The sequence below is a fragment of the Halomonas cibimaris genome, assembly GCF_055379665.1.
Window position 1 is genome coordinate 2,570,309 of sequence record NZ_AP043828.1, and the last position, 20,286, is coordinate 2,590,594.

20 protein-coding genes and 1 riboswitch are annotated in these 20,286 nt (G+C 65.8%); of the genes, 2 read left to right on the forward strand and 18 right to left on the reverse strand.

All coding sequences use genetic code 11. From position 1 onward, the window contains the following. Position 1 precedes the first annotated feature (1 nt). The 10 genes from ACZ415_RS11960 to cobT form a co-directional block, all read right to left on the reverse strand. Positions 2-913 carry a cobalamin-binding protein gene (locus tag ACZ415_RS11960; RefSeq protein ID WP_344704487.1) on the reverse strand — a complete coding sequence of 304 codons (912 nt, stop codon included), beginning with the start codon at positions 911-913 and terminating at the stop codon, positions 2-4. Continuing rightward, a complete protein-coding gene (locus tag ACZ415_RS11965; protein ID WP_344704485.1) occupies positions 903-2,741 on the reverse strand; it encodes a TonB-dependent receptor domain-containing protein in 1,839 nt (612 codons plus the stop codon). The genes ACZ415_RS11960 and ACZ415_RS11965 overlap by 11 nt, the downstream gene beginning before the upstream one ends. Positions 2,742-2,899: 158 nt before the next feature. After that, a riboswitch (cobalamin riboswitch) is annotated at positions 2,900-3,164 on the reverse strand. A gap of 71 nt (positions 3,165-3,235) precedes the next feature. Beyond that, entirely contained in the window at positions 3,236-3,676 is a 441-nt protein-coding gene (locus ACZ415_RS11970; protein WP_344704483.1) for a bifunctional adenosylcobinamide kinase/adenosylcobinamide-phosphate guanylyltransferase, read from the reverse strand. Then, the gene (locus ACZ415_RS11975; RefSeq protein ID WP_344704481.1) at positions 3,622-4,311 is read right to left on the reverse strand and encodes a histidine phosphatase family protein; all 690 of its coding nucleotides are present in this window, start codon (positions 4,309-4,311) and stop codon (positions 3,622-3,624) included. Before ACZ415_RS11975 ends, ACZ415_RS11970 begins: the two co-directional genes overlap by 55 nt. Continuing rightward, positions 4,263-5,030 (reverse strand): adenosylcobinamide-GDP ribazoletransferase, encoded by a 768-nt coding sequence (gene cobS, locus ACZ415_RS11980; RefSeq protein WP_344704479.1) that lies wholly within the window; start codon positions 5,028-5,030, stop codon positions 4,263-4,265. Before cobS ends, ACZ415_RS11975 begins: the two co-directional genes overlap by 49 nt. Beyond that, positions 5,027-5,617, reverse strand: coding sequence for a bifunctional adenosylcobinamide kinase/adenosylcobinamide-phosphate guanylyltransferase (locus ACZ415_RS11985; protein WP_344704477.1), 591 nt, complete (start codon positions 5,615-5,617; stop codon positions 5,027-5,029). Before ACZ415_RS11985 ends, cobS begins: the two co-directional genes overlap by 4 nt. Then, the gene (cobD, locus tag ACZ415_RS11990; protein ID WP_344704475.1) at positions 5,601-6,683 is read right to left on the reverse strand and encodes a threonine-phosphate decarboxylase CobD; all 1,083 of its coding nucleotides are present in this window, start codon (positions 6,681-6,683) and stop codon (positions 5,601-5,603) included. Before cobD ends, ACZ415_RS11985 begins: the two co-directional genes overlap by 17 nt. Beyond that, positions 6,683-7,663 carry an adenosylcobinamide-phosphate synthase CbiB gene (cbiB, locus tag ACZ415_RS11995; RefSeq protein ID WP_344704473.1) on the reverse strand — a complete coding sequence of 327 codons (981 nt, stop codon included), beginning with the start codon at positions 7,661-7,663 and terminating at the stop codon, positions 6,683-6,685. Before cbiB ends, cobD begins: the two co-directional genes overlap by 1 nt. Beyond that, positions 7,660-8,379: an adenosylcobinamide amidohydrolase gene (locus ACZ415_RS12000; protein ID WP_344704470.1), complete on the reverse strand. Its 720-nt coding sequence runs from the start codon at positions 8,377-8,379 to the stop codon at positions 7,660-7,662. Before ACZ415_RS12000 ends, cbiB begins: the two co-directional genes overlap by 4 nt. After that, a complete protein-coding gene (cobT, locus tag ACZ415_RS12005) occupies positions 8,376-9,464 on the reverse strand; it encodes a nicotinate-nucleotide--dimethylbenzimidazole phosphoribosyltransferase (protein ID WP_344704468.1) in 1,089 nt (362 codons plus the stop codon). The genes ACZ415_RS12000 and cobT overlap by 4 nt, the downstream gene beginning before the upstream one ends. A 118-nt stretch (positions 9,465-9,582) precedes the next feature. Between cobT and edd the strand changes: the two genes are divergently transcribed. Then, positions 9,583-11,442, forward strand: coding sequence for a phosphogluconate dehydratase (gene edd, locus ACZ415_RS12010; protein WP_344704466.1), 1,860 nt, complete (start codon positions 9,583-9,585; stop codon positions 11,440-11,442). Here edd and ACZ415_RS12015 read toward each other — a convergent pair. The 6 genes from ACZ415_RS12015 to ACZ415_RS12040 form a co-directional block, all read right to left on the reverse strand. Next, positions 11,436-12,095: a bifunctional 4-hydroxy-2-oxoglutarate aldolase/2-dehydro-3-deoxy-phosphogluconate aldolase gene (locus ACZ415_RS12015; protein ID WP_344704464.1), complete on the reverse strand. Its 660-nt coding sequence runs from the start codon at positions 12,093-12,095 to the stop codon at positions 11,436-11,438. The two genes, edd and ACZ415_RS12015, sit on opposite strands and share 7 nt — an antisense overlap. Before the next feature lie 42 nt (positions 12,096-12,137). Beyond that, positions 12,138-12,815 carry a 6-phosphogluconolactonase gene (gene pgl / locus ACZ415_RS12020; protein WP_425552753.1) on the reverse strand — a complete coding sequence of 226 codons (678 nt, stop codon included), beginning with the start codon at positions 12,813-12,815 and terminating at the stop codon, positions 12,138-12,140. A 1-nt stretch (position 12,816) separates the two neighbouring features. Beyond that, positions 12,817-14,340: a glucose-6-phosphate dehydrogenase gene (gene zwf, locus ACZ415_RS12025; protein ID WP_344704462.1), complete on the reverse strand. Its 1,524-nt coding sequence runs from the start codon at positions 14,338-14,340 to the stop codon at positions 12,817-12,819. A 56-nt stretch (positions 14,341-14,396) separates the two neighbouring features. Continuing rightward, on the reverse strand, positions 14,397-15,197 hold the full coding sequence (locus ACZ415_RS12030; protein WP_344704671.1) for a DUF2797 domain-containing protein: 801 nt from the start codon (positions 15,195-15,197) through the stop codon (positions 14,397-14,399). 37 nt (positions 15,198-15,234) lie between these two features. Next, a complete protein-coding gene (locus tag ACZ415_RS12035) occupies positions 15,235-15,522 on the reverse strand; it encodes a YeaC family protein (RefSeq protein WP_344704460.1) in 288 nt (95 codons plus the stop codon). Positions 15,523-15,588: 66 nt separating this feature from the next. Next, positions 15,589-16,431, reverse strand: coding sequence for a rhomboid family intramembrane serine protease (locus tag ACZ415_RS12040; RefSeq protein ID WP_344704458.1), 843 nt, complete (start codon positions 16,429-16,431; stop codon positions 15,589-15,591). Between the two features lie 133 nt (positions 16,432-16,564). On the opposite strand from ACZ415_RS12040, the gene tnpC reads away from it, so the two are divergent. Next, positions 16,565-18,007, forward strand: coding sequence for an IS66 family transposase (tnpC, locus tag ACZ415_RS12045; protein WP_464387713.1), 1,443 nt, complete (start codon positions 16,565-16,567; stop codon positions 18,005-18,007). Between the two features lie 323 nt (positions 18,008-18,330). Here tnpC and ACZ415_RS12050 read toward each other — a convergent pair whose 3' ends face one another. Both ACZ415_RS12050 and ACZ415_RS12055 read right to left on the reverse strand, forming a co-directional pair. Beyond that, the gene (locus ACZ415_RS12050; RefSeq protein ID WP_344704304.1) at positions 18,331-19,311 is read right to left on the reverse strand and encodes a metallophosphoesterase; all 981 of its coding nucleotides are present in this window, start codon (positions 19,309-19,311) and stop codon (positions 18,331-18,333) included. 2 nt (positions 19,312-19,313) lie between these two features. Next, positions 19,314-20,243 carry an NAD(+) kinase gene (locus tag ACZ415_RS12055; RefSeq protein ID WP_344704302.1) on the reverse strand — a complete coding sequence of 310 codons (930 nt, stop codon included), beginning with the start codon at positions 20,241-20,243 and terminating at the stop codon, positions 19,314-19,316. Positions 20,244-20,286 lie beyond the last annotated feature (43 nt).

Below are 20,286 nucleotides of genomic sequence, written 5' to 3' on the forward strand. Positions count from 1 at the left end.
ATTACTCGGTGCGAGCCCGCTTTTCACGCGCCCGGTCTATACGCTCACACAGGCTTTGCGCGCCCTGCAAAAAGCGCGGGGTGGGCCGCACCAGCGGGTCGGCGGGCACCGTATAGAGGTTCTCGCGTTCTACGGCGGCCATGCTGGAATACGGCTGCCAGTGGGCAAGCCACTGGTTGCGCGCGTTCTCATCCGCATCGCGGCTGCCGGTAATAATCACCTCGGGGTTGGCGGCAAGCACCGCCTCGTCGCTCAGGCGCGGCACCAGCCGCGGGCGCGCGCCGAACACGTTGACCCCGCCGCAGTCACGGATCGCCCGGCCGATCAGATGCTCGTCGTTGAGGCTCATCAGCGGCGCATCCCACACCTGATAGAACACGCGCACCGGCGCGCGCTCGGCGTAGCGTTCCTTGAGCGCGGCCATGCCTGCCAAAAACGTCTCCGCTTTTTGTTCAGCGGTCGCCTCGCTGCCGGCAAGGCGGCCCAGGCGGGTCAAGGCGTTGGCCACACCGGCAGCCGTGCGCGGCTCGATGTAGAACACTTTGGTGCCCAGCGACGCCAGCGTTTCCAGCTGCTTGCCGGGATTGCCGGTTTCCCAGCCGACCACGAGATCCGGCTCAAGGCCCACCAGCGCTTCCAGATCAATGCGGTTGTAATCCCCTACCGAGGGCAGTTTTTGGGCAGGCGGCGGATAGTTGCTGTGCGCTGACACCGCAACGACCCGATCTCCCGCGCCGGCGGCAAAGGCAAGCTCGGTAGCGCCGGGGGACAGCGCCACAATGCGCCGAGCCGGCGCCTCAAGGCAGACCTTGCGCTCCAGATCATCCACGGCGCAGGGCTTGGCGCTGGCCTGGGCGACGCTGGCGACGGCGCCCAGCATCAGGGCGCCGACCAGCAGAGGCTTAGCGGCCATCGATACCCACGCTCAGCATGACGCTGCGGCCGGGGTTCTCATAGGCAAAGCCCTGAAAGCTATCAAAGGCGGTGACGTAGTCCTTGTCGAAGACGTTATCCACGTTGACCCGGGCAAACCAGGCCGGAGCAAAGCGCCAGGTGGTGCGCAGGTCGAGCTTGCCGTAGCCGCCCAGACGCTTGTCGTTGGCGCCGCCGTTATAGCGGTGGTCTTCCGCCACCAGCGAGCCGCCCAGGGTCCACTCGCCCAGGGTGCGGTCCACGTCAAGACGGGCGGACTGGGTGACCTCCCGGGCCAGGCGGTTGCCCGTTGCGCGATCTTCGGGGTCGGTGTAGGCCAGCGCCGCCTGGATATCCCAGCCGCTCATCGAGACGCCGCCTGCAAGCTCCACGCCGCGAATTCGGGCTTTGTCGACGTTTTCCGGCCGGGTGACAAAGACGATCTTGTCGTCGATATCGGACTGATAAATCGCCGCATCCCAGTACCAGCTGCCGTATTGGCCGCGAGCGCCCAGCTCGTAGGTTTTGGCGGTTTCGGCTTCTACGTCGGGGTTGTTGGCGCCCGGGTAGTACAGATCGTTGAACGTCGGCGCGCGGAAGGCGGTGGCGTAGCTGGCGCGCAGGGTGTGGGCATCGTCCAGGTCATAGCCCAGCGCCAGGCTGCCGGTAACTTCGTCGCCGTAGGCTTCGTTATCGTCAAAGCGCAGGCTGGGCTGCAGGGTAAAGGGGGCGAAGTCCAAAAGCCCTTGGGCAAACACCGCCTTGTTGTCGCGGCTGTCGGCGTTATAGGCCGTGGTGCTGTCGACCTTGTCTTCCAGATACTCGGCACCGACGATCAGCTGGTGGCGGCCGATGCTCAGCGTGTTATCCAGCCGTGCGACGCGGGTTTGCGTGTTGAACTCACCCGGAAAGCTGGAAAAGTCTTCCATCTCGTCGCGGGATTCGCTGAGCGTAAGCCGGCTGGTCCAGTGCTCGCCCAGCGCCACTTCGCCGTACACGCCGCCGACCTGCTGCACAAAATCCTGCTCGCCGCCGATATATTCGGTATTGCCCCGAGCGCGCAGCGCCAGCAGCCCCACTTCCGCCCCTTCGCCCAGCCGCTGAGACAGGCGCACCAGCGCGCTGGTGTTGTCGTAGGACTTTTTCTCGCCGCCCTCGCGCAGCTTGATGCCGTCGGTATCAAAGCGGCTGGCGGCCACGTGGTAGCGGGTGGCGCCGTCGCTGCCGGAAAACGAGGCGCTGGCGCGCCGGGTATCAAGGCTGCCGCCGCTGAGCGTCACGGAAGGCGTTGGCTTGCCGTCGCCCTTGGGGGTAAACAGCTGCACCACGCCGCCCATGGCGTCAGCGCCGTAGAGGCTGCCTTTGGGGCCGCGCACCACTTCGGCGCGCTCGAACATGCGCGGGTCCAACAGCTGCCAGGAGGCCCCGCCGGCGGTGGCCGAATGCAGGCGGATGCCGTCGATCATCAGCAGCGTGCCGCTATTGCCTGCGCCGCGAATGCTGACGCCGGTGGTTTTGCCAAAGCCGCCGTTGGAAGAGACGTTCACCCCCGGCTGGCCGCGCAGCAGATCGGTTACGTCGGCCGGGTCCTGGCGGCGCAGCGTGGCCTCGTCCAGCACGGTGACCGAGGACAGCGTCTCGTCTGCGGTGCGCGGCGCGCGGGTAGCGGTGACCACTACAGGGTTTAAGCTAGCGACAGCAGCCTGGTCGGCGGGCTCGGATGCAGGCGGGGTCTGGGCAGAAACGGCCAGCGGCAGCGCGGCCAGCGCGAAAGGCACAAGCGTTTTGCCGGCGGAAAAACGGTTAGACAGGAAAAGACGGTTGGACATGAAAGTTCCCTTGCTCATCGTGCTCACCCGCACGGATATTTTCGTTTTATGCCGGGCGAAGGGGATGGCAGGAAAGCAGCAGAGGGAGTCGGCGCGCGCCAGTCCGCCTGCCAGCGCCCACCGCGCCACGGCCTGTATCGCTCCGGCGCCGCGTTGAAGCGGGCCGGACGGCTCAGGCCGGTCTCCGGGCTGACGAGCAAAAGGCTTTTTTCACCCTTGCGGGCGCTGGGTCACCAACATAGAGCCTTTATGCCGCCGCGCCCTTCCCACGCGTTTTTCTTTATAAAACAGAAAAAGCGGCGCAGTGGCTTGCGTGGCGGCTGTCTCGATCACCGTTGCGGGGGCAGCGTCGGATTGGGCACCGACTTCCCGTTTCACCGCCGCGACGATCGCGCGGCTGGCACCTGAGAGTGCGCGTAAGCTAGCAATTTGCGCGCGCTAAAGCAACGCTGCCGGAAGGAGCAAAGAGGGCGTGCGCCGTGGGCAAGCCACTATTACCCTTTAAGCGCCATGACCAGCCCGTGGCGCACCAGCCAGACGCGCTCGGCGCTCGCGGCGACGTCCTGATTGAACCAGCCGTTCATGTCGCGCAGGCGGCGCTCAAGGCGCGCCACGGGCACAATGCCTCGCCCTATTTCATGGCCGATGATAATCAGCGGCGCGGCATGAAACCGCGCGTCGAGCGCGGCAAGCGCCGCCTGCCACTGCCGGCGCAGGGCGTCGTCGTCATCGCTTTGAGCCAGAGCATCTTCAAGCCAGGGCAAAACGCCGTGAAGCACCGCGGGCTTATCTTGCACCACGGGCGGCACGCGCGCTGCCCAGTCGGCGAGCGTCTCACCGAGCGTAAGCGGCTGCCAGCGGGCCCCGGGCCAGCGGGCGGCTACGGCGTCGCGCTTGCCGGCGCGGGCACCGCCGAGGAACAGCTGCACTGCCACGGGTCGTCTCCCTTTTTGTCTGCCTCGGGGGAATAGCTCAGCTGCCAGCGCCGGCCTTCGGCCTGGCGCACGGTGGAGTCCCAGAACGCCACCTTTTCAAAACGCCGGCGCAGCTCGCGAATCACCCCGCCGTGGGCCACGGCCAGCACCTTGACCGGCTGGCCAACCGGCGCTTCAACGCGTTCCGCCACCTGCCGTGCCGCGCAAGCCACGTCGTTTAGCCAAGCGTCCAGCCGGGCGCGCAGATCGGCGCCGTTTTCACCGCCGGGGATGCGCCGCTCGCCGACGCTGTCGATCCATGCGCGGTAGTCCGGGCGGTGTTTCAGCTCGTCGTAGGTTTTGCCCTCGTAGTCGCCGAAGTCGATCTCGCGCAGGCGCGGCTCCAGCGCGGGCGCAACGGCGCTTTTTTCTGCTGCGCCGGTCCACTCCAGCGTGCGGCGACAGCGGGTCAAATCGCTTGAGTAAATCAGCGCAAAGCGCTCACGCTCAAGGCCAAGACGCAGCCGCTCCAAGGCCGCCTCGGCCTCGGGAAACTTAAGCGCAATATCGCGCTGGCCCTGGTAGCGTCGCTCCAGGTTCCAGGACGTCATGCCGTGGCGAACGGCCACCAGCTCCACAGACACAGCAGCAGCCATAGCTCTCCTCCTTCAATCATCGCACCGGCCAGATCGCCGGTCACGCCGCCAAACCAGCGCTTGAGCGCGGCGCGCGCTACAAGAAAATAAAGCCCCGCGGCGGCAATGGCCAGCCACACGCCGGGCCAGATAAAGGCCAGCAAAAGCGGTGCCACAAGTCCCAGCGCGGCGTCCATGGGGGTAAGCGAGCGCTGCCAGGCATGCGCCAGCCCGCCGGGCTTGGCACAGGGAATCAGCGCCAATGAGGCCGCACCCAGCCAGCGGCCAAGCGCGGGTACGGCAACCAGCCAGCCCACCGGCGCGGCGTGCGCCAAAAGCGCCCACAGCAGCACGCCCTTCCACGCCAGCATAAAAAACAGCGCGAGCATACCGAAGCTGCCCACGTGGGGGTCCTGCATAATGGCAAAGCGGCGCTCCAGCGGCTGGTTGCTGCCCAGGGCGTCGGCCATGTCCATCAGGCCGTCCAGATGCAGGCCGCCAGAAAGCCCCACCCAGAGGCTAAGCAGCACAAGGGCGGCAAGCGGCGCCGGCGTGGCGGGGAATACGTGCGTCATGGCATACGCCGCCAGCGCCAGCACGCTGCCCAGCAGCAGGCCCGCCAGCGGATAGGCGCGCACCGCCCAGCGGCGAGTGGCGGGCGTCCAGGGGCAGGCCACCGGCACGGGGATGCGGGTTAAAAACTGCAGCGCAAGTATCAGCCCGAAGGCGGCGTTTTTCATCGCTTGGCGTCTCCTTGAAATGGCCTACTTCCCGCGCGGCTCTCAGGCTTCCACTCAACGCAGCCTCCGGCCACCACTTCCAACACCGAATCCGCACGGCCGGCGACCAGGCGGTGGGCGCGCTGTAAAAAATCCACGTAGCGCCACGTTTCAGCACTTGCGTCACCGGTGGGCAGCAGCGCTTCGTTAAGGTCGTTGGAGACGATTACAAGCGCCACCCCGCGCCGGCGGGCGTCTTCAAGGCAAGCAGCCAAATCCGCCAGCGCCTGCTCGGGCGTGGGGTGCCGGGCACTATCGGCCGGCGGGTAAAGCACCTGGCTTGCCCACAGCGTCAGGCAGTCGATTAGCCCTACCCCGCCGCCGGGCACCTGAGCGATGGCCGAGGCAAGCGCCAGCGGCGCTTCGAGGGTGACCCAGCCTTCGCCCCGGGAGCGCCGGTGGCGCGCCACACGCTCGGCCATTTCACCGTCGCTGACGTTGGCGGTAGCCACGTAATACGCTGGCTTCTCGCCGGCGGCTCGGCGCACCGCCGCCTCGGCCACCGCACTTTTGCCCGAGCGCGCCCCGCCGCTAACGAAGACAAGCATCAAGCACCTTGAGCAGCCGGTGGTTGGCGCGTTCATCGCGCAGGGCGAGGCGCAGCCATTCGCCGTCAAGCCCCGCGTAGCCGTGGGTGTGGCGGGCCAGTATTCCGCCGCCCAGTAGCCACTCAAGCATGACCTCGGCGGTGATGCCCTGCCGGCGAAGCGCAACGCCCGGACGCAGCAGAAAAAAGCACGTCGCGCCGGGGGCGACCTCAAGCCCGCGGCGTTCAAGCGCTTGCTGCATGCGCGGGCGCTCGGCGGTAAGCCAGGCCTGGGTGCGCGCGGCAAAGTCGCTATCTGCCAGCAGCGGCGCGACCAGCCCCGCCGCCAGCTGATTGACGCTCCAAGGCGGCTGGCGGCAGGCCATGGCGGCAATCAGCGCCTCGCTTGCCAGCGCGTAGCCCAGCCTGAGCCCGGGCAGGGTATAAAACTTGGTCATCGAGCGCAGCAGTATCAGGTTAGGATGCGCGGCCAGCCTTGCCGGCAGCGCATTGGCATCTTCATCAACGGTCAGATCAATAAAGGCTTCGTCGACGATTAACCGACAATCTGCCGCCGCGGCGCGGGCGAGCAGCGCCTCCACTTCTACAAGCGCCAGCAAACCGCCGTCGGGGTTGTTGGGCCGGCAAAGAAACACCGCGTCGAGGCCGTCGAGAGGGTGGGTAAAAGATATCTCACACACCTCAGCGCCTACGCCATCCAGCGCCCGAGCGTATTCATTAAAGGTGGGAGTCAGCACCCCGGCGCGGCCGCCGGCGCAGAGCGACGCGGCGAGAAAAATCGCCTCGCCGCCGCCGTTGGTGAGCAGCACCTGATCCCGGCTTACGCCGTGGTGAGCAGCAATGGCCTCGCGCGCTGCCACGTAGTCCACGTCCGGGTAGCGGGTAAGCTCGCTTACGTGGCGCTCAAGCCACGCGGGCACCCAGTCAGGCGGGCCCAGCGGGTTGAGGTTGGCGCTGAAGTCCTCAATGGGGTGATCCGGCGGCAGCCCGAAGCGGGCAAGCAGCGCGGCCGCCTGACCGCCGTGGCGGGGCCACTGTGAGGTTTTATATCGGCTCCTCAATGGCATTAGCTTCCGCCTCCTGCCGCCTGTATTAGCCACTCAATGGCAAGAATCAGCCCCGCCGCCAGCACAAAAAACCGCACCCAGGCGTGGTGCATCAGCGTAATAGCGCGCTGAATATGCCGCGCATCGGGGGCTTCAACGGGCTCGCCAAGCGTGGCGCTGTGCAACACCACGCCCTGATAGGTGCTAGCGCCGCCGAGCTGTACTTTCAGCCGGTAGGCCATGGCCGCCTCGGGCCAGCCGGCGTTGGGGCTTGCGTGTTTAGGGGCATCCCGCCGCGTGCCCTGCCAGGCTTTTTGCTCCATGCCCCGTCGACTCAGGCAAAAACACAGCGCAGTGAGCCTTGCCGGCAGCCAGTTGGCGGCATCGTCCAGTTTGGCGGCGGCGCGGCCAAAGTCTTCATGGCGCGGAGTGCGATAGCCGATCATGGAGTCCAGCGTATTCACCGCCTTGTAGGCCAGCGCCAGCGGCGCACCGCCAATCAGCGCCAACAGCAGCGGCGCGGTAATGCCGTCCGAGGTGTTTTCCGCGACGGTTTCGATCGCGCCTCGGGCAATGCCGGCTTCATCAAGCGCCTGGGTATCGCGCCCCACCACTCGGCCCAGCGCTTTTCGAGCGGCGGGCAAGTCGCCCCTTTTAAGCGGTTCCGCCACGGCGCGGCCGGCGTCCCCCAGCCCTTTTATCGCCACGGCGGTGGAGACCAGCCACAGCTCGGCGGCCGTGCCAAGCCAGGGGTGAATCGCCCCAAGCCCCCGGCAGATCAGCCAGGTCACGATGAACGTGCCGGCTACCGTGACCAGCACCGTCAACCGCCCGCCCCGCCGGCGCGCGCGGGCAGAGCCGCGGTTGAGACGGGCCTCCAGCACGCTGATCAGCCGCCCGATCAGCACCACCGGATGCGGCAGCCGGCGCGGATCGCCCACGACGAAATCCACCGCGATGGCGGCGGCCACAAGTGCGGTCAGCGCAATACCCGGCGTCATCGTCCGCGCTCCGCGTCGCTGCCGGCACGTAACGATTCACCCACGGCCAGATACACCGTGCGGCCGATGGCGCGGCCAAGCTCAGTGCCGGAGCCGGCATAGGGCGTGGCCGCGCCGCGCTGGGTGGCGGCAATGCTTACGCAGTCGGTGGAGGTGCCGGTGGCGAGCGTTTGGCTATGGGCATCGATGACATTTGCATCGCGCATGGCCGCCACCTTGGCTTCAGTTACCGATAAGCAGGCGTTGACTAATGCGCCGGGCGTCAGATGCGCGTCCACAAACACAAAGACGTTGACGGTGCCGGCCACCAGCCGGGGGTCTGTGCCCTCGGCGGTGATATCCACGGCGTTACCGCTGCCCGCGGTGGCAAGGGTCAGCACGGCGTTTTCACGATTACCCAGCGGAGCGCTGTGCATGGCGGCGTACTTGAGCTTTACCGCGGTCATCATCGCGACCGCACTGCCCGCCTCGATGTCGCGTTCGCCAAGCCAGCGGGCAAGGTCGTCCGCCGGCGCGTGGCCGGCGTAGTCCCTGTCCACGTAGAAGTTGCAGAAGTCCCGCGCCGAGCCCAGCCCGCCGCCGATAAGCGCGGAGCTTAGCGTGGCAAGCGGGGCGTCGGCGCGCAGGTGGATCGCGTCATGGGTAAAGTGCCCGCAAAGGCCGGCGCTAAAGGCCAGGCGCACGGCCCCGGCGTTGCCTAATACGCCTGTGGTCACGAGCGGCTGTCGTCAACGCCGGCATCGGCAAAGGTGGCCATCTCGCGCAGCATGGCGCAGGCGGCGTCCAGCAGCGGAAACGCCAGCGCCGCGCCGCTGCCCTCGCCCAGGCGCATGCCCAGCGCCAGCAGCGGCGCGGCGTCAAGCGCTTCAAGCGCCACGTCATGGCCGGGCTCTTCGCTGCGATGGCCAAATATCAGATAGCCGCGCACCTCGGGGCACAGCTCGCAGGCCAGCAGCGCCGCCACGGTGGCTATAAAGCCGTCCACCAGGCAAGGCACGCCGCGAGCGGCGCCGGCCAGGTAGGCGCCGGCCATGGCGCCGATTTCCAGCCCGCCGACGTTTGCCAGCACGTCCAGCGGGTTGCTTACGTCCATCCAGCGAGCCTCGATGGCGCGCTCGATCACGCTGACCTTGTGGCTCAACCCGGCGCTGCTGATGCCGGTGCCGGTGCCCACCACGCCGGACACCGGATGCCCGGTCAGCACGGCGAGCATCGCACTGGCCGCGGTGGTGTTGGCAATGCCCATTTCGCCCACGATCAGGCAGCGGCAGCCGGCATCCAGCGCACGGCTGGCGGCCTGGGCGCCGGCATCCAGCGCGGCCACGGCTTCTTCGCAGCTCATGGCCGGCTCGGTGAGGATATTGCCGGTGCCGCGGCGTATTTTGGCGTTGACCACCGGGTTGTCGGCAGTGCCGGTATCGGCCATATCGCCGGCGACGCCGACGTCGACCACCTCAAGGCGTGCATCAATACAGCGGGCAAAGGCGTTAATCGCCGCCCCGCCGGCGGCAAAGTTGGCCACCATCTGAGCGGTAACTTCCTGATCGAAAGCCGACACGCCTTCGGCCGCCACGCCGTGGTCGGCGGCAAACACGATGCACGCCGGCGGGGTGACCTCGGGCTTGGCCTGGCCGGTGATTTCGCCAAGTTGCACGGCCAGCGCCTCCAGATCACCGAGGCTGCCCGGCGGCTTGGTCAGCGTATCCAGATAGGCGCGGGTGGCGTCTCCGGCGCGCCGATCCACGGGACGAACGCGATCCGCCAGCGTTTTGAGCGCAGGCGCATCAGATAAAGGGGGCATGGCGGGGCTCCGGTGCTTCAGGTCATGGTTACAGGCGGCGATGATAACAAAGCCCTGCGCCCGATACCTGCATCCGCTGTATGCTGGTAGCAGCAAAGGACGATAATACGAGGTGCCCATGCCCGGCCAGCCGCACAGCCAGACGCTAAACCCTACGGTGGCCGAGGTGACTCGGCGCATTGCTCGGCGCTCCGCCAAGCGCCGTGCCCGGTATGAAGCGCGCATGGCCGAGCAGCACGCCCGGGGCGTACACCGCGCCACGCTGTCCTGCGGCAACGTGGCCCACGGCGTTGCCGCCTGCGGCTCTATTGATAAAAACGCGCTGAAGCTGATGAACGCCGCCAATATCGGGATTATCTCGGCGTATAACGACATGCTCTCGGCCCACCAGCCGCTGACGACGTTTCCCGAGACGATCAAGGCCGCCGCCCAGCGCATGGGCTCTACCGCGCAGTTTGCCGCCGGCGTGCCGGCGATGTGCGACGGCGTCACCCAGGGCCAGCCGGGCATGGAGCTGTCGCTGTTCTCCCGGGATGTGATCGCCATGTCCGCCGCCGTGGGGCTTTCGCACAACATGTTCGACGCCGCGCTGTACCTGGGCGTGTGCGACAAGATCGTGCCGGGGCTGTTTATCGCCGCGGCGCGCTTTGGCCACCTGCCGGCGATGTTTGTGCCCGCCGGCCCCATGGAAAGCGGCCTGCCCAACAAGGAGAAGGCGCGCATTCGCCAGCTGTACGCCGAAGGCCGAGTGGGCCGCGACGCGCTGCTGGAGGCCGAGTCGGCTTCTTATCACAGCCCCGGCACCTGCACCTTTTACGGCACCGCCAACGCCAACCAGCTGATGATGGAGATGATGGGCCTGCACCTGCCGGGCACCTCGTTTATCAATCCGGGCACGCCCCTGCGCGAGGCGCTGACCGCGTTTGCCGCCGAGCAGGCGATTCGCAACAGCGAGCCCGGCGGCGAATACCGGCCCTTCTACCGCCAGATCGACGAACGCGCCATCGTCAACGCCGCGGTGGGGCTTTTGGCCTCGGGCGGCTCAACCAACCATACCCTGCACCTGGTGGCCATGGCGGCGGCGGCGGGCATCACCCTGACCTGGGACGACTTCACCGCGCTGTCTGCCGTCACGCCAAGCCTTACGCGCATCTACCCCAACGGCGAGGCCGACGTGAACCACTTTCACGCCGCCGGCGGCATGGGCTACCTGTTCCGCGAGCTGCTTGGCGCGGGGCTCTTGCACGGCGATATTCCCACCGTGTTCGGCACGGATTTAACCGCCTACACCCGGGAGCCCAGGCTCAAAAACGGCGAGCTTACATGGGAGGAAGGTGCGACCCAAAGCGGCGACGTTAGCGTGCTGCGCGGCGTCGCCGAGCCCTTTGCGCCTACCGGCGGGCTTACCGTGCTTGACGGCAATCTGGGGCGCGGGGTGATCAAAACTTCCGCCGTCGCGCCCGAACACCGCGTCATCGAAGCGCCGGTGCGGGTGTTTCACGAGCAGGAAGAGTTAAAGGCCGCCTTTGACGCCGGCGAGCTGGACCGGGACGTGATTGCCGTGATGCGCTTTCAGGGGCCGCAGGCCAACGGCATGCCCGAGCTGCACCAACTCACGCCGATTTTGGGCGTGCAGCAGGATCGCGGCTTCAAGGTGGCGCTGGTCACCGACGGGCGCATGTCCGGCGCATCAGGCAAGGTGCCGGCGGCGATTCATATCACCCCGGAGGCGCTCGACGGTGGCCCGCTGGCGCGCCTGCGAAACGGCGACGTGGTGCGGCTGGACGCCAACGCCGGCACCCTTGAAGCGCATATCAGCCCGGCAGAAATGGCGGCACGGCCTGTTAGCAAGGGGACGCACCTGGCCGATCATCACTCAGGGCTGGGGAGAGAACTATTCAGCGGCTTTCGCCGGCTGGCCGGCCCCGGGGAGCTCGGGGCCAGCGTGTTTGGCGGGTTTGAAGACGATGATCAGTGATGAAACCGCTCGGCGGCCTGACGGGCCAGCTCACGGATGCCGTCCCAGTCCTCGGCGTCGATCAGCGCCTTCGGCGTCAGCCAGGAGCCACCCACGCACATGACGTTATCCAGCGCCAGATAGTCGCCGGCGTTGTCCATGCTGATGCCGCCGGTGGGGCAAAAGTGCGCCTCGGCCAGCGGCGCGCCAATGGCCTTGAGCGCGGGCACGCCGCCGCTGACCTCGGCGGGGAAGAACTTGAAGCGGCGGTAGCCGTACTGCCAGCCGGTCATCACCTCGGACACGCTGGATACGCCGGGCAGCATCGGCACCGGGCTTTCGATGCCGTGGCGATACAGCGCCTCGGTGGTGCCCGGCGTGACGACAAAATCCGCCCCTGCCTGCTCGGCCTGGCGGTACTGGGCCGGGGTTAACACCGTGCCCACGCCCACGCTTACGCCCGGCAGGGCTTTGCGGATGCGAGCCACGGCGTCCAGCGCGCAGGCGGTACGCAGGGTGACTTCCAGCACCGAAAGCCCGCCTTCCACCAGCGCCCGGGCCACGGGCACGGCGTCTTCCAGACGCTCGATGATCATGACCGGCAGCACCTCGGCCTTGAGGCAGATGCTGTCCAGCTCGGCGGTGCGGGTTGAGGGCAGCTGTTTATCGATCATGCGCGTCTCCAATGTGCCAGTATGTCGAAGGCCCGTTCAGGCTCAGGGGGCCCAGTATACCGCTAACGGGCAGGCCAGAAAGGTGCGTATGGGCAGCTCACGGACGTCGTCGCCCACCATGGCATGGGCCAGCACGGCGCGCTTGTGCTCGCCGGTAATGTGCAGAAAGTGCCGCCGGGCACGGTGCAGGTAGTCCGCCGAAAGCGTGATTCGCGGCTCAAGCCCCGGCGTACGCACCGCCACCAGGGGCTCCGAGGTGGCCAGCGCCCGCTCAAGCTCGGGGCTGTCGGCAAACAGCGAGGCGGTATGGCCGTCCTCACCCATGCCCAGCACTACCGCACTCGCTGGCCAGGCCAGCGGGGTGATGCGCTCGGCGGCTTCGGCCACGCCCTCCTCTGGCGTGCCGTCGGGGGTTTTCAGGCCGACGAATCGGGCACCGGCGGCGTGGTTTTGCCGCAGCGTCTCGCGCACCAAGCGAGCATTGCTGGCAGGATCGCTTTCCTCTACCCAGCGCTCGTCGGCAAGGGTGACGTCCACGTGTGTCCAGTCCAGCGGGAGGGTGGAAAGCGCACGCAAGAACGCCGCCGGAGTGCTGCCGCCAGAGACCACCAAAAGCACTCGCGACTGATGCTCAAGATCTGCTTTCAGCGCTGCGGCCACGGCCTCGGCCAGCTGTTGGGCCAGCGTTTCGCGGGGCGAATTCACATCAGCACCTTTCATATCAGTACTCCTCATACCAGCTGCGGCCGTCCCGGGTGATCATGGCGATGGAGGCCACCGGCCCCCAGGAGCCCGCCGGGTAGCGCCGGGGCGGGGTATCCAGCGCCTGCCAGTGGTCGAGCAGCTGCTCGCACCAGCGCCAGGCGTATTCGACCTCGTCCCGGCGCACAAACAGGTACTGCCGCCCTTTCATCACTTCCAGCAGCAGGCGCTCATAGGCGTCGGGGATGCGCGCCTCGGGGAAGGCGCTGTTGAAGTCCAGATGCAGCGGGCCGGGGCGCAGGCGCATGCCCTTTTCCAGCCCGCTGTCCTTGGTCAGCACCTGCAGGGCGATGCCCTCGTCCGGCTGCAGGCGGATGATCAGCTTGTTGGCGGCCAGGCTGCGCTGGTCGGGGTCGAAAATATAGTGCGGCTGCTGGCGGAAATGAATCACGATCCGGGAGCGCTTTTCCGGCAGGCGCTTGCCCGTGCGCAGGTAAAACGGCACGCCGGCCCAGCGCCAGTTGGCGACTTCGGTTTTCAGCGCAACGAAGGTTTCGGTGTGGCTTGCCGAGTCGGCGCCGTCTTCTTCCCGGTAGCCGGGCACCGGCTGGCCGTCCCGGGTGCCGGCGATGTACTGGCCGCGCACCACGTCCTGCTCAAGCGCTTCTTGAGTCAGCGGTTTCAGCGCCTTGAGCACCTTGACCTTTTCATCGCGAATGGCGTCGGCGTCAAGGCTCGAAGGCGGCTCCATGGCGATCAGGCATAAGAGCTGCAGCAGGTGGTTCTGCACCATGTCGCGCAGCTGGCCGGCGCCGTCGAAATAGCCAAAACGGCCCTCGATGCCGGCGGTTTCCGCCACGGTGATTTCTACATGGGAAATATGGTTTTGATTCCACTGGTTGCCAAACAGCGGATTGGCAAAGCGCAGGGCAATCAGGTTTTGCACCGTTTCCTTGCCCAGATAGTGGTCGATGCGGTAGGTGCGCGATTCGGGAAACACCGCGCCCACGGCGTCGTTGACCGCGTGGGACGAGGCCAGGTCGTGGCCCACGGGCTTTTCCACCACCACGCGGTCGTGTTCGCCCAGTGCGCCGCCGCGCTCAAGCCCGGCGCACACGTCGCCGTAAAGCGCCGCGCCCACGGCCATGTAAACCACCAGCGGGCGGGCGTTTGACCCCTCGCCCCTCAGCTCTTGTCGCCATCGGGCGATCGCGGCGTAGTCGTCGGGGCGGGTGAAGTCGAGCCGGCGATATTCCAGGCGCGCCGCGAAGCGTTCAAGGCTTTCGGCGTCGCGCTCGTCGCCGTTCAGACCGTCCTCAAGCAGGCCGACAATCTTCCGGCGAAAGTCGTCGGTGTCGCTTTCGTGGCGGGAAAGCCCCAAAAGCCGGGTGCTGCGCGCCAGCAGGCCTTCGCGGTCGAGCTGATAAAGCGCCGGCCACAGCCTGCCCCGGGCGAGATCGCCCAGGGCACCAAAAATCGCCAGATCCACGGCGCGGTCAGCGTTTTCAGCGCTACCGGCTGCGGCTTTTTGATCCGGCTTCATGGGCGCTCCTTGTAGCAGGCATCAAGCACTACCGGCGGCCGGCAAGCGTCTGGCGTTTATCCGGTCGTGACGCTTACCCGGTAGCCGCTGAACTTGCGCAGGTTGATAACGCCGGTATCGAGCAGCAGGTACTGGCCTTTTATACCCTCAAGCACACCTTCTATCCGGGGTGTTTTTTCCAGATTGAGCGATGCCACCTTGTGAGGAAACGTCCTGACCGGATACGTAAAGCGCTGAGCGGGTGCGTCCAGCCGCCGGATGGCATCCGCGCCGTGGGTCTTGCGCAGCTCGGCCAGCGCCGGCTCAAACCGCGCCAGCAGCCGGTCGCGCTCGGCGTCAAGATCCAGCAGGTCAATCTCACCTTTGAGCATGGTGCGCCAGTTGGTGCGGTCAGACACCGCGTCTTTGAGCATCACTTCTGCCTGCCCCGCCTGCTGGCGGGTGGCCACTTCCAGCATGGGGATGCCTTGCACTGCGCCCTGATCAAGCCAGCGAGTGGGCAGCTGGGTCTTGCGGGTAATGCCCACTTTCAACCCGGACGAGTTGGCCAGATACACCACATGAGGGGTGAAGCAGTGCGCCTCGCCCCATTCGGGCTCGCGGCAGGTCCCCTGAAAATAGTGGCACAGCTCGGGTTTGACGATGCACATGTCACACCGTGCCAGGCGCTTGAAACACGGGTAGCAGTGCCCCTGGCCATAGCTTTTGCGGGTGCGGCGCTTGCAATGCACGCAGTGAATAACGCCTTCCCACTCCAGGCGCAGCGGCGCACCGATGCAGGCGTTGAGGTCGGCTTCATACTCGCCTGCCCGCAGGCGGTATAAAACCTGACCCCGGGCATCCGGTGCCGCCTTCATTTTGCGCAAATCGCCAACGCCCTTTGCGGCCGGGAGCTCAGCGGCCACGCGTTGCGTCCGTGGCCAGGCCGGCCATTTCCGGCGATACGCCGCTGCCGTCGTTTCCGCCACCGCAGGTGCGGCGGCGCAAATAGCCGACGCGAGCCTCTTCGGGCACGTTGTTTTCCACCTCGTAGCGCATTACCGCTTCCAGGCACAGGTTTACCTGTTCGGTGCTCAGGCGCCTGCCGTCCGGCCATTTGCCAAGCGCCACCGCTTCTTTCAGGCTGGCGTATATGCTCGGCGTCATCTGGCCGATCATCTTGTCAAAGGTCATCTCAGTCATCCCATGCTCCAGGCCGATGTATGAAGGGGCTCAGCATAGCATTCTTACGAAAAAAACCCGCAGCGTTCAGCGCCGCGATGAGGCCACCCAGCCGGTAACCAGCCCAACTACCAGCCCGCCCAGGTGGGCTTCATTGGCAACGTTGCCAAACCCTACTCCATCTGCCATGGAGGTCATGGTGAAGACCATCCAGCCGAGCATGAAAATCACCAGCATGGACGGCACAAAAAATCCGCTTTGCGGCGCGCGGCGTGACATCACCCAGACGTGGCCCAGCAGCGCATACACCACGCCGGACATACCGCCAAACAGGGCCGTGCCTGCCGCGTACTGGGCCAGGTTGGCGCCCACCCCGGCAATCAGCAGCAGCGCCAGCATCCAGCGGCTGCCCTGCAGCGTTTCCACTTGACGGCCGAAATACCAAAGCCACATCAGGTTGAACACCAGATGCATCCAGCCAAAATGTAAAAACGCCGGCGAGATCAAGCGCCATAGCTGACCGTCGGCCAGCGCTTGGGTCAGCGTGCCGTAGGCCAGCTGGTCACCGGCAATATGCACCGGCACGATGGTCAGCTGCACGATCAGCCAGTCGCCGAATACCCCGATCAAAGCAAAGATGGCAAGGCAGAGTACAAGGGCCGTCGCCGTTACCGGCACGCGCTTGGCCAGCGCCGGCAGGCCGGCTGCACGCGCCCGCCGGCGCGACGCAGGCGGTGTGGTATCCAGCGGAGCACCGCGCTGCCAACGAGCGACAATTTCCTGCAGGGCATCGTGCTGGGCAGGATCGGCCAGCCACAGCAGCTGGCCTTGTTCCTGGGTGGTAATACGGTGGCCGATACGGTGCTGCCAGAGGGCCTGGCGCAGCGGCCGGGTATCGGCGTCGAGGGGCAAAAGCATGACAGGCTGCATGTAATGTCTCTTGTGGAAGGTGGCTTACACGAAACCGAAACGTAACTATTCAGGTGGCGTCGGGTGAGACTCGCCAACCCGCTGTTCCTTCAGGCATAGTACCGTCATTCGACTCCCCCACCCAGCAGGCAACATGACCATCAGAGATATCAACGTCGACGAGGCCCTCGAGCGGGTCCGGCAGCAGCTCAAGGAAGACCGCACGGTCTCTCCTTCGCTGCGCGCCGCGATCGACGTCCTGATGCTGCTGGTCAAGCTGATGGCGGACCGGCTGGCGACCAGCAGCCGCAATAGCAGCAAGCCGCCGTCACAGGACCTCAACCGCCAACGCCGCTCCCGGGCAAAGGGCGAGCGTCGCCCCGGCGGGCAACCGGGTCACGAAGGCAGGACGCTGGAGCCGGTTACCGACCCGGATGAGGTCGTATCGTTGCGCGTCGATCGCCGCACTCTGCCCAACAAGGGGAGAGCGTATCACTCGGTCGGCGTTGAGAAGCGTCAGGTCCAGGACATCGTGATCCAGTCGGTGGTGACCGAGTACCAGGCCGAGGTGCTGGAGGATGATCGGGGCCAACGCCATGTAGCGCCGTTTCCCGACGGCGTGACCCGCCCGATCCAGTATGGCCCGCGTCTCAAGGCGCATGCCGTCTATCTCTCCCAATACCAGCTGCTGCCTTATGCGCGCATTCGGGAGCTGCTGACGTCGCAGTATGGCCTGTCACTGAGCACCGGCACCCTGTTTGCCTTCAACCAGGAGGCCTGCCGACGAGCCGAGCCCTTTGCCGAGTGGGTGATCCCGGCGCTACGTGAAGCGGCTACCGTGCATGCCGATGAAACCGGGATGCAGGTCGGTGGCAAGCGCTACTGGCTGCACTGCGCCTCGAATGAAGCCTTGACCTACCTGGCGCCTCATGCAAAGCGCGGCCAGGAGGCCATGGACGCCATCGGCATCCTGCCTTACGTCCAGGGAGTACTGGTGCATGATCATTGGAAGCCCTATTACCGCTACCACGATTGCCGGCACGCGCTGTGCAATGCCCATCACCTTCGCGAACTGACCGGCGTCCGGGACAACGACCAGCAAACCTGGGCGACGTCGCTGCATGATCGGCTGTTGGCCATGAATCGCGCCGTCGATGAGGCGGGAGGCTGCCTCCCGGCAGACGAGGCGCAGCGCTGGCGAGTTCGCTACCGGGACTGCCTGGCGGAGGGTGAGGCCGAATGTCCGCCACCGGCCAGGCCACCCCCCGGAACCCGTGGGCGCACCAGGCGCACCAAAGCGCGCAACCTGCTCGAACGCCTCCGGGCGTATGAGGATGACGTGCTGCGCTTCCTCGAGGATCCTGCCGTTCCCTTCACCAACAACCAGGGAGAGCGCGACCTGCGGATGACAAAGGTCCAGCAGAAGATCTCGGGCTGTTTCCGCTCGTGGGAAGGGGCGGAGATCTTCTGTCGGATGCGCAGTTTCCTCTCGACGGCCGTTAAACAGGGCCTGGCGGCGCACACGGCGCTGGAGCAACTGTTTGCCGGTGAGGTGCCTGCCTTCATGCGAGAGGACGAGCTGGATCAGGCAGCATGAGCTAAATAGTTACACCGAAACTTTCTTAGCAAGCTTTCTTAGCAAGTTTTCTTGGCAAACTTTCTTACGCAAAGGCGCGCGTGAAACATCTTCAGCGTCGCGCACCGGCTGCGTGCTTAGCATGACACAGCGAACAAGACGACTCATGCCACGAACAAAAAAAGGTCACGGGGCAGAAAAACAAACGTCCAGACGAAAAAATCCGGCGGTGGAAGCCGCCGGAAAAAGCAAGGGATCATTCAAGGGAACACCTACTCTGACGGCCACCGGCATGGAAAGTTCACCGCGTTGCTGAAAAAAATGTAACGGAAAGTAAAATGCGCTCAGCCCGACAGCAGGCTTTCTTCCCGGGGAACGTGCACCCAGACGAAGCGATCGGCGTTGAGCGTTTGCTCACCGCTCCAGCGATACGCCACCAGACGGCCGTATTTCACCGCGCTGTAGTCCAGACAGGCAATGTTGTGAGTCGGCAGCGCAGGCACGCCTTCACACCAGTAATGGCCGATAAACAGCGGCGGCTGATCGCCGCCGTAATAGCTCAGGCGGCGGCGCTCTCCCGGCTTGAGCAGCCGCGACTCCAGATCCCCGGGCAGGTTGTCCGGCTGAAATACCACATCCCCCCACACCACGGGGTCTTCGCTCCAGAAATGTGCGCGAAAGCTTTGGCGCGTAAAGCCGTCTCCGGAGTGGATCTGGATGCCCCGGGGCAGCGGGATATTGGCGCCGCGGGTCAGGCGGTCCAGAATGCGGAACGCTTCGGTCGAGGCATCGACAGACTCTTTGAGAAACGCATCGTCCATGCAGGCGTCCGGCCGGCGCGCCAGCAGCCGGTCGATCAGCGCCTGGTCCCAGCAGGCGTGCACCACGCGAATGCCGTCGATTTCCAGGCACAGCGGGATAGTCTTGAACCAGGCCAGGGTGTCTTCCCACTCGTTGGTGTAGTCGTAGTACTGCTCCAGGGTCTCGCGGATCAGGCGGTTGTTGCGCGGGGTGTGCTCGCGCAACCAGCGCTTGCCGCTGCCGGCGGGCGCCGGGTAGCTGTAGGTCAGCGCGTTATACTCGTGATTGCCCATGACGATATACGCCTCGCCCTCTTCCACCATGCGCCGGGCTACGGTGACCGCCAGGCGAATGCGCGGCCCGCGGTCGATCAGGTCACCGAGAAAGATCACCTTGCGCCGAGGATGGCGATACACGCCGGCGCGACATTCATAGCCGAGTTTTTCCAGCAGCGTGACCAGGGTGGCGCCACAGCCGTGAACGTCGCCGATCAGGTCGTAGCCTTCCAGCCGCGGTTTGGACATGCTCAATCTCCCAGCCGGTGGCTCCAGCCCAGCTTGCTGCGCAGCACTTCGTAAAAGTTGTGGCCCAGCGGATGCACCAGCTGTACCCGTTCGGGCTTGCGCTTGATCACCAGCACGTCGTCGGGCTTGGCCACGGCCCGGGTCTGGCCGTCGCAGCTGACGTGGGGATACGCCAGGTTGGTTTCGCCGATGTGAATGCGAATCTCGCTGGCGGCGTCGAGCACCACCGGCCGGCTGGACAGCGTATGCGGAAACATGGGAACCAGCGTGACCACTTCAAGCCGCGGGTGCATGATCGGCCCGCCGCCGGACAGCGCATAGGCCGTAGAGCCGGTGGGCGTGGCGATGATCAGCCCGTCGCTGCGCTGGCTGTAAACAAACTGGCCGTCCACGAACAGCTCGAATTCGATCATGCGCACGGCCTTGCCCGAATGCACGACGACCTCGTTGAGCGCCTCGCCGTGGCCTACCGCCACGCCGCTGCGGTACAGCTCGGCGTCGAGCAAAAAGCGCTCTTCACGTTCGAAGTGGCCGGCCAGCACCTCGCCGACCCGGTCTTCCAGCTCGCAAGGGGAAATGTCGGTCAGAAACCCCAGCCGGCCGCGGTTCACGCCCAGCAGCAGCGTACCGGTTGCGCACAGCGTCCGCGCAGCTCCGAGCAGGCTGCCGTCGCCGCCCACCACGATCACCAGGTCACAAAGCTCGCCCAGCGCCCGGCGGCTGGTTTCGGGCATGCCGTGGTCGGGAATCACCGTAGCGGTGCGATCTTCGACGACTACGCGATAGTCGCGCTCACCCAGATAGCGAATCAGGCGCTTTAAAGAATCGACGACCTCGTCGCTGCCCAGCCGGCCGATCAGGCCGATGGTGGCAAAAGGCCGGGCGCTGCCGGGTGCATCCGGTGCGCCGGTAGCAGAAGCTGTATCAGTCATTGAGGCAACCCGTTGGCATCGGCCTGCATTATGTCGGCCCGGG

Bases quoted from the DNA above. Each gene is read 5' to 3' on its own strand.
- ACZ415_RS11960 (WP_344704487.1), bottom strand. From the start codon at position 913: ATGGCCGCTAAGCCTCTGCTGGTCGGCGCCCTGATGCTGGGCGCCGTC.
- ACZ415_RS11965 (WP_344704485.1), bottom strand. From the start codon at position 2,741: ATGTCCAACCGTCTTTTCCTGTCTAACCGTTTTTCCGCCGGCAAAACG.
- ACZ415_RS11975 (WP_344704481.1), bottom strand. From the start codon at position 4,311: ATGGCTGCTGCTGTGTCTGTGGAGCTGGTGGCCGTTCGCCACGGCATG.
- cobS (WP_344704479.1), bottom strand. From the start codon at position 5,030: ATGAAAAACGCCGCCTTCGGGCTGATACTTGCGCTGCAGTTTTTAACC.
- ACZ415_RS11985 (WP_344704477.1), bottom strand. From the start codon at position 5,617: ATGCTTGTCTTCGTTAGCGGCGGGGCGCGCTCGGGCAAAAGTGCGGTG.
- cobD (WP_344704475.1), bottom strand. From the start codon at position 6,683: ATGCCATTGAGGAGCCGATATAAAACCTCACAGTGGCCCCGCCACGGC.
- cbiB (WP_344704473.1), bottom strand. From the start codon at position 7,663: ATGACGCCGGGTATTGCGCTGACCGCACTTGTGGCCGCCGCCATCGCG.
- cobT (WP_344704468.1), bottom strand. From the start codon at position 9,464: ATGCCCCCTTTATCTGATGCGCCTGCGCTCAAAACGCTGGCGGATCGC.
- edd (WP_344704466.1), top strand. From the start codon at position 9,583: ATGCCCGGCCAGCCGCACAGCCAGACGCTAAACCCTACGGTGGCCGAG.
- ACZ415_RS12015 (WP_344704464.1), bottom strand. From the start codon at position 12,095: ATGATCGATAAACAGCTGCCCTCAACCCGCACCGCCGAGCTGGACAGC.
- pgl (WP_425552753.1), bottom strand. From the start codon at position 12,815: ATGAAAGGTGCTGATGTGAATTCGCCCCGCGAAACGCTGGCCCAACAG.
- zwf (WP_344704462.1), bottom strand. From the start codon at position 14,340: ATGAAGCCGGATCAAAAAGCCGCAGCCGGTAGCGCTGAAAACGCTGAC.
- ACZ415_RS12030 (WP_344704671.1), bottom strand. From the start codon at position 15,197: ATGAAGGCGGCACCGGATGCCCGGGGTCAGGTTTTATACCGCCTGCGG.
- ACZ415_RS12035 (WP_344704460.1), bottom strand. From the start codon at position 15,522: ATGACTGAGATGACCTTTGACAAGATGATCGGCCAGATGACGCCGAGC.
- ACZ415_RS12040 (WP_344704458.1), bottom strand. From the start codon at position 16,431: ATGCAGCCTGTCATGCTTTTGCCCCTCGACGCCGATACCCGGCCGCTG.
- tnpC (WP_464387713.1), top strand. From the start codon at position 16,565: ATGACCATCAGAGATATCAACGTCGACGAGGCCCTCGAGCGGGTCCGG.
- ACZ415_RS12050 (WP_344704304.1), bottom strand. From the start codon at position 19,311: ATGTCCAAACCGCGGCTGGAAGGCTACGACCTGATCGGCGACGTTCAC.
- ACZ415_RS12055 (WP_344704302.1), bottom strand. From the start codon at position 20,243: ATGACTGATACAGCTTCTGCTACCGGCGCACCGGATGCACCCGGCAGC.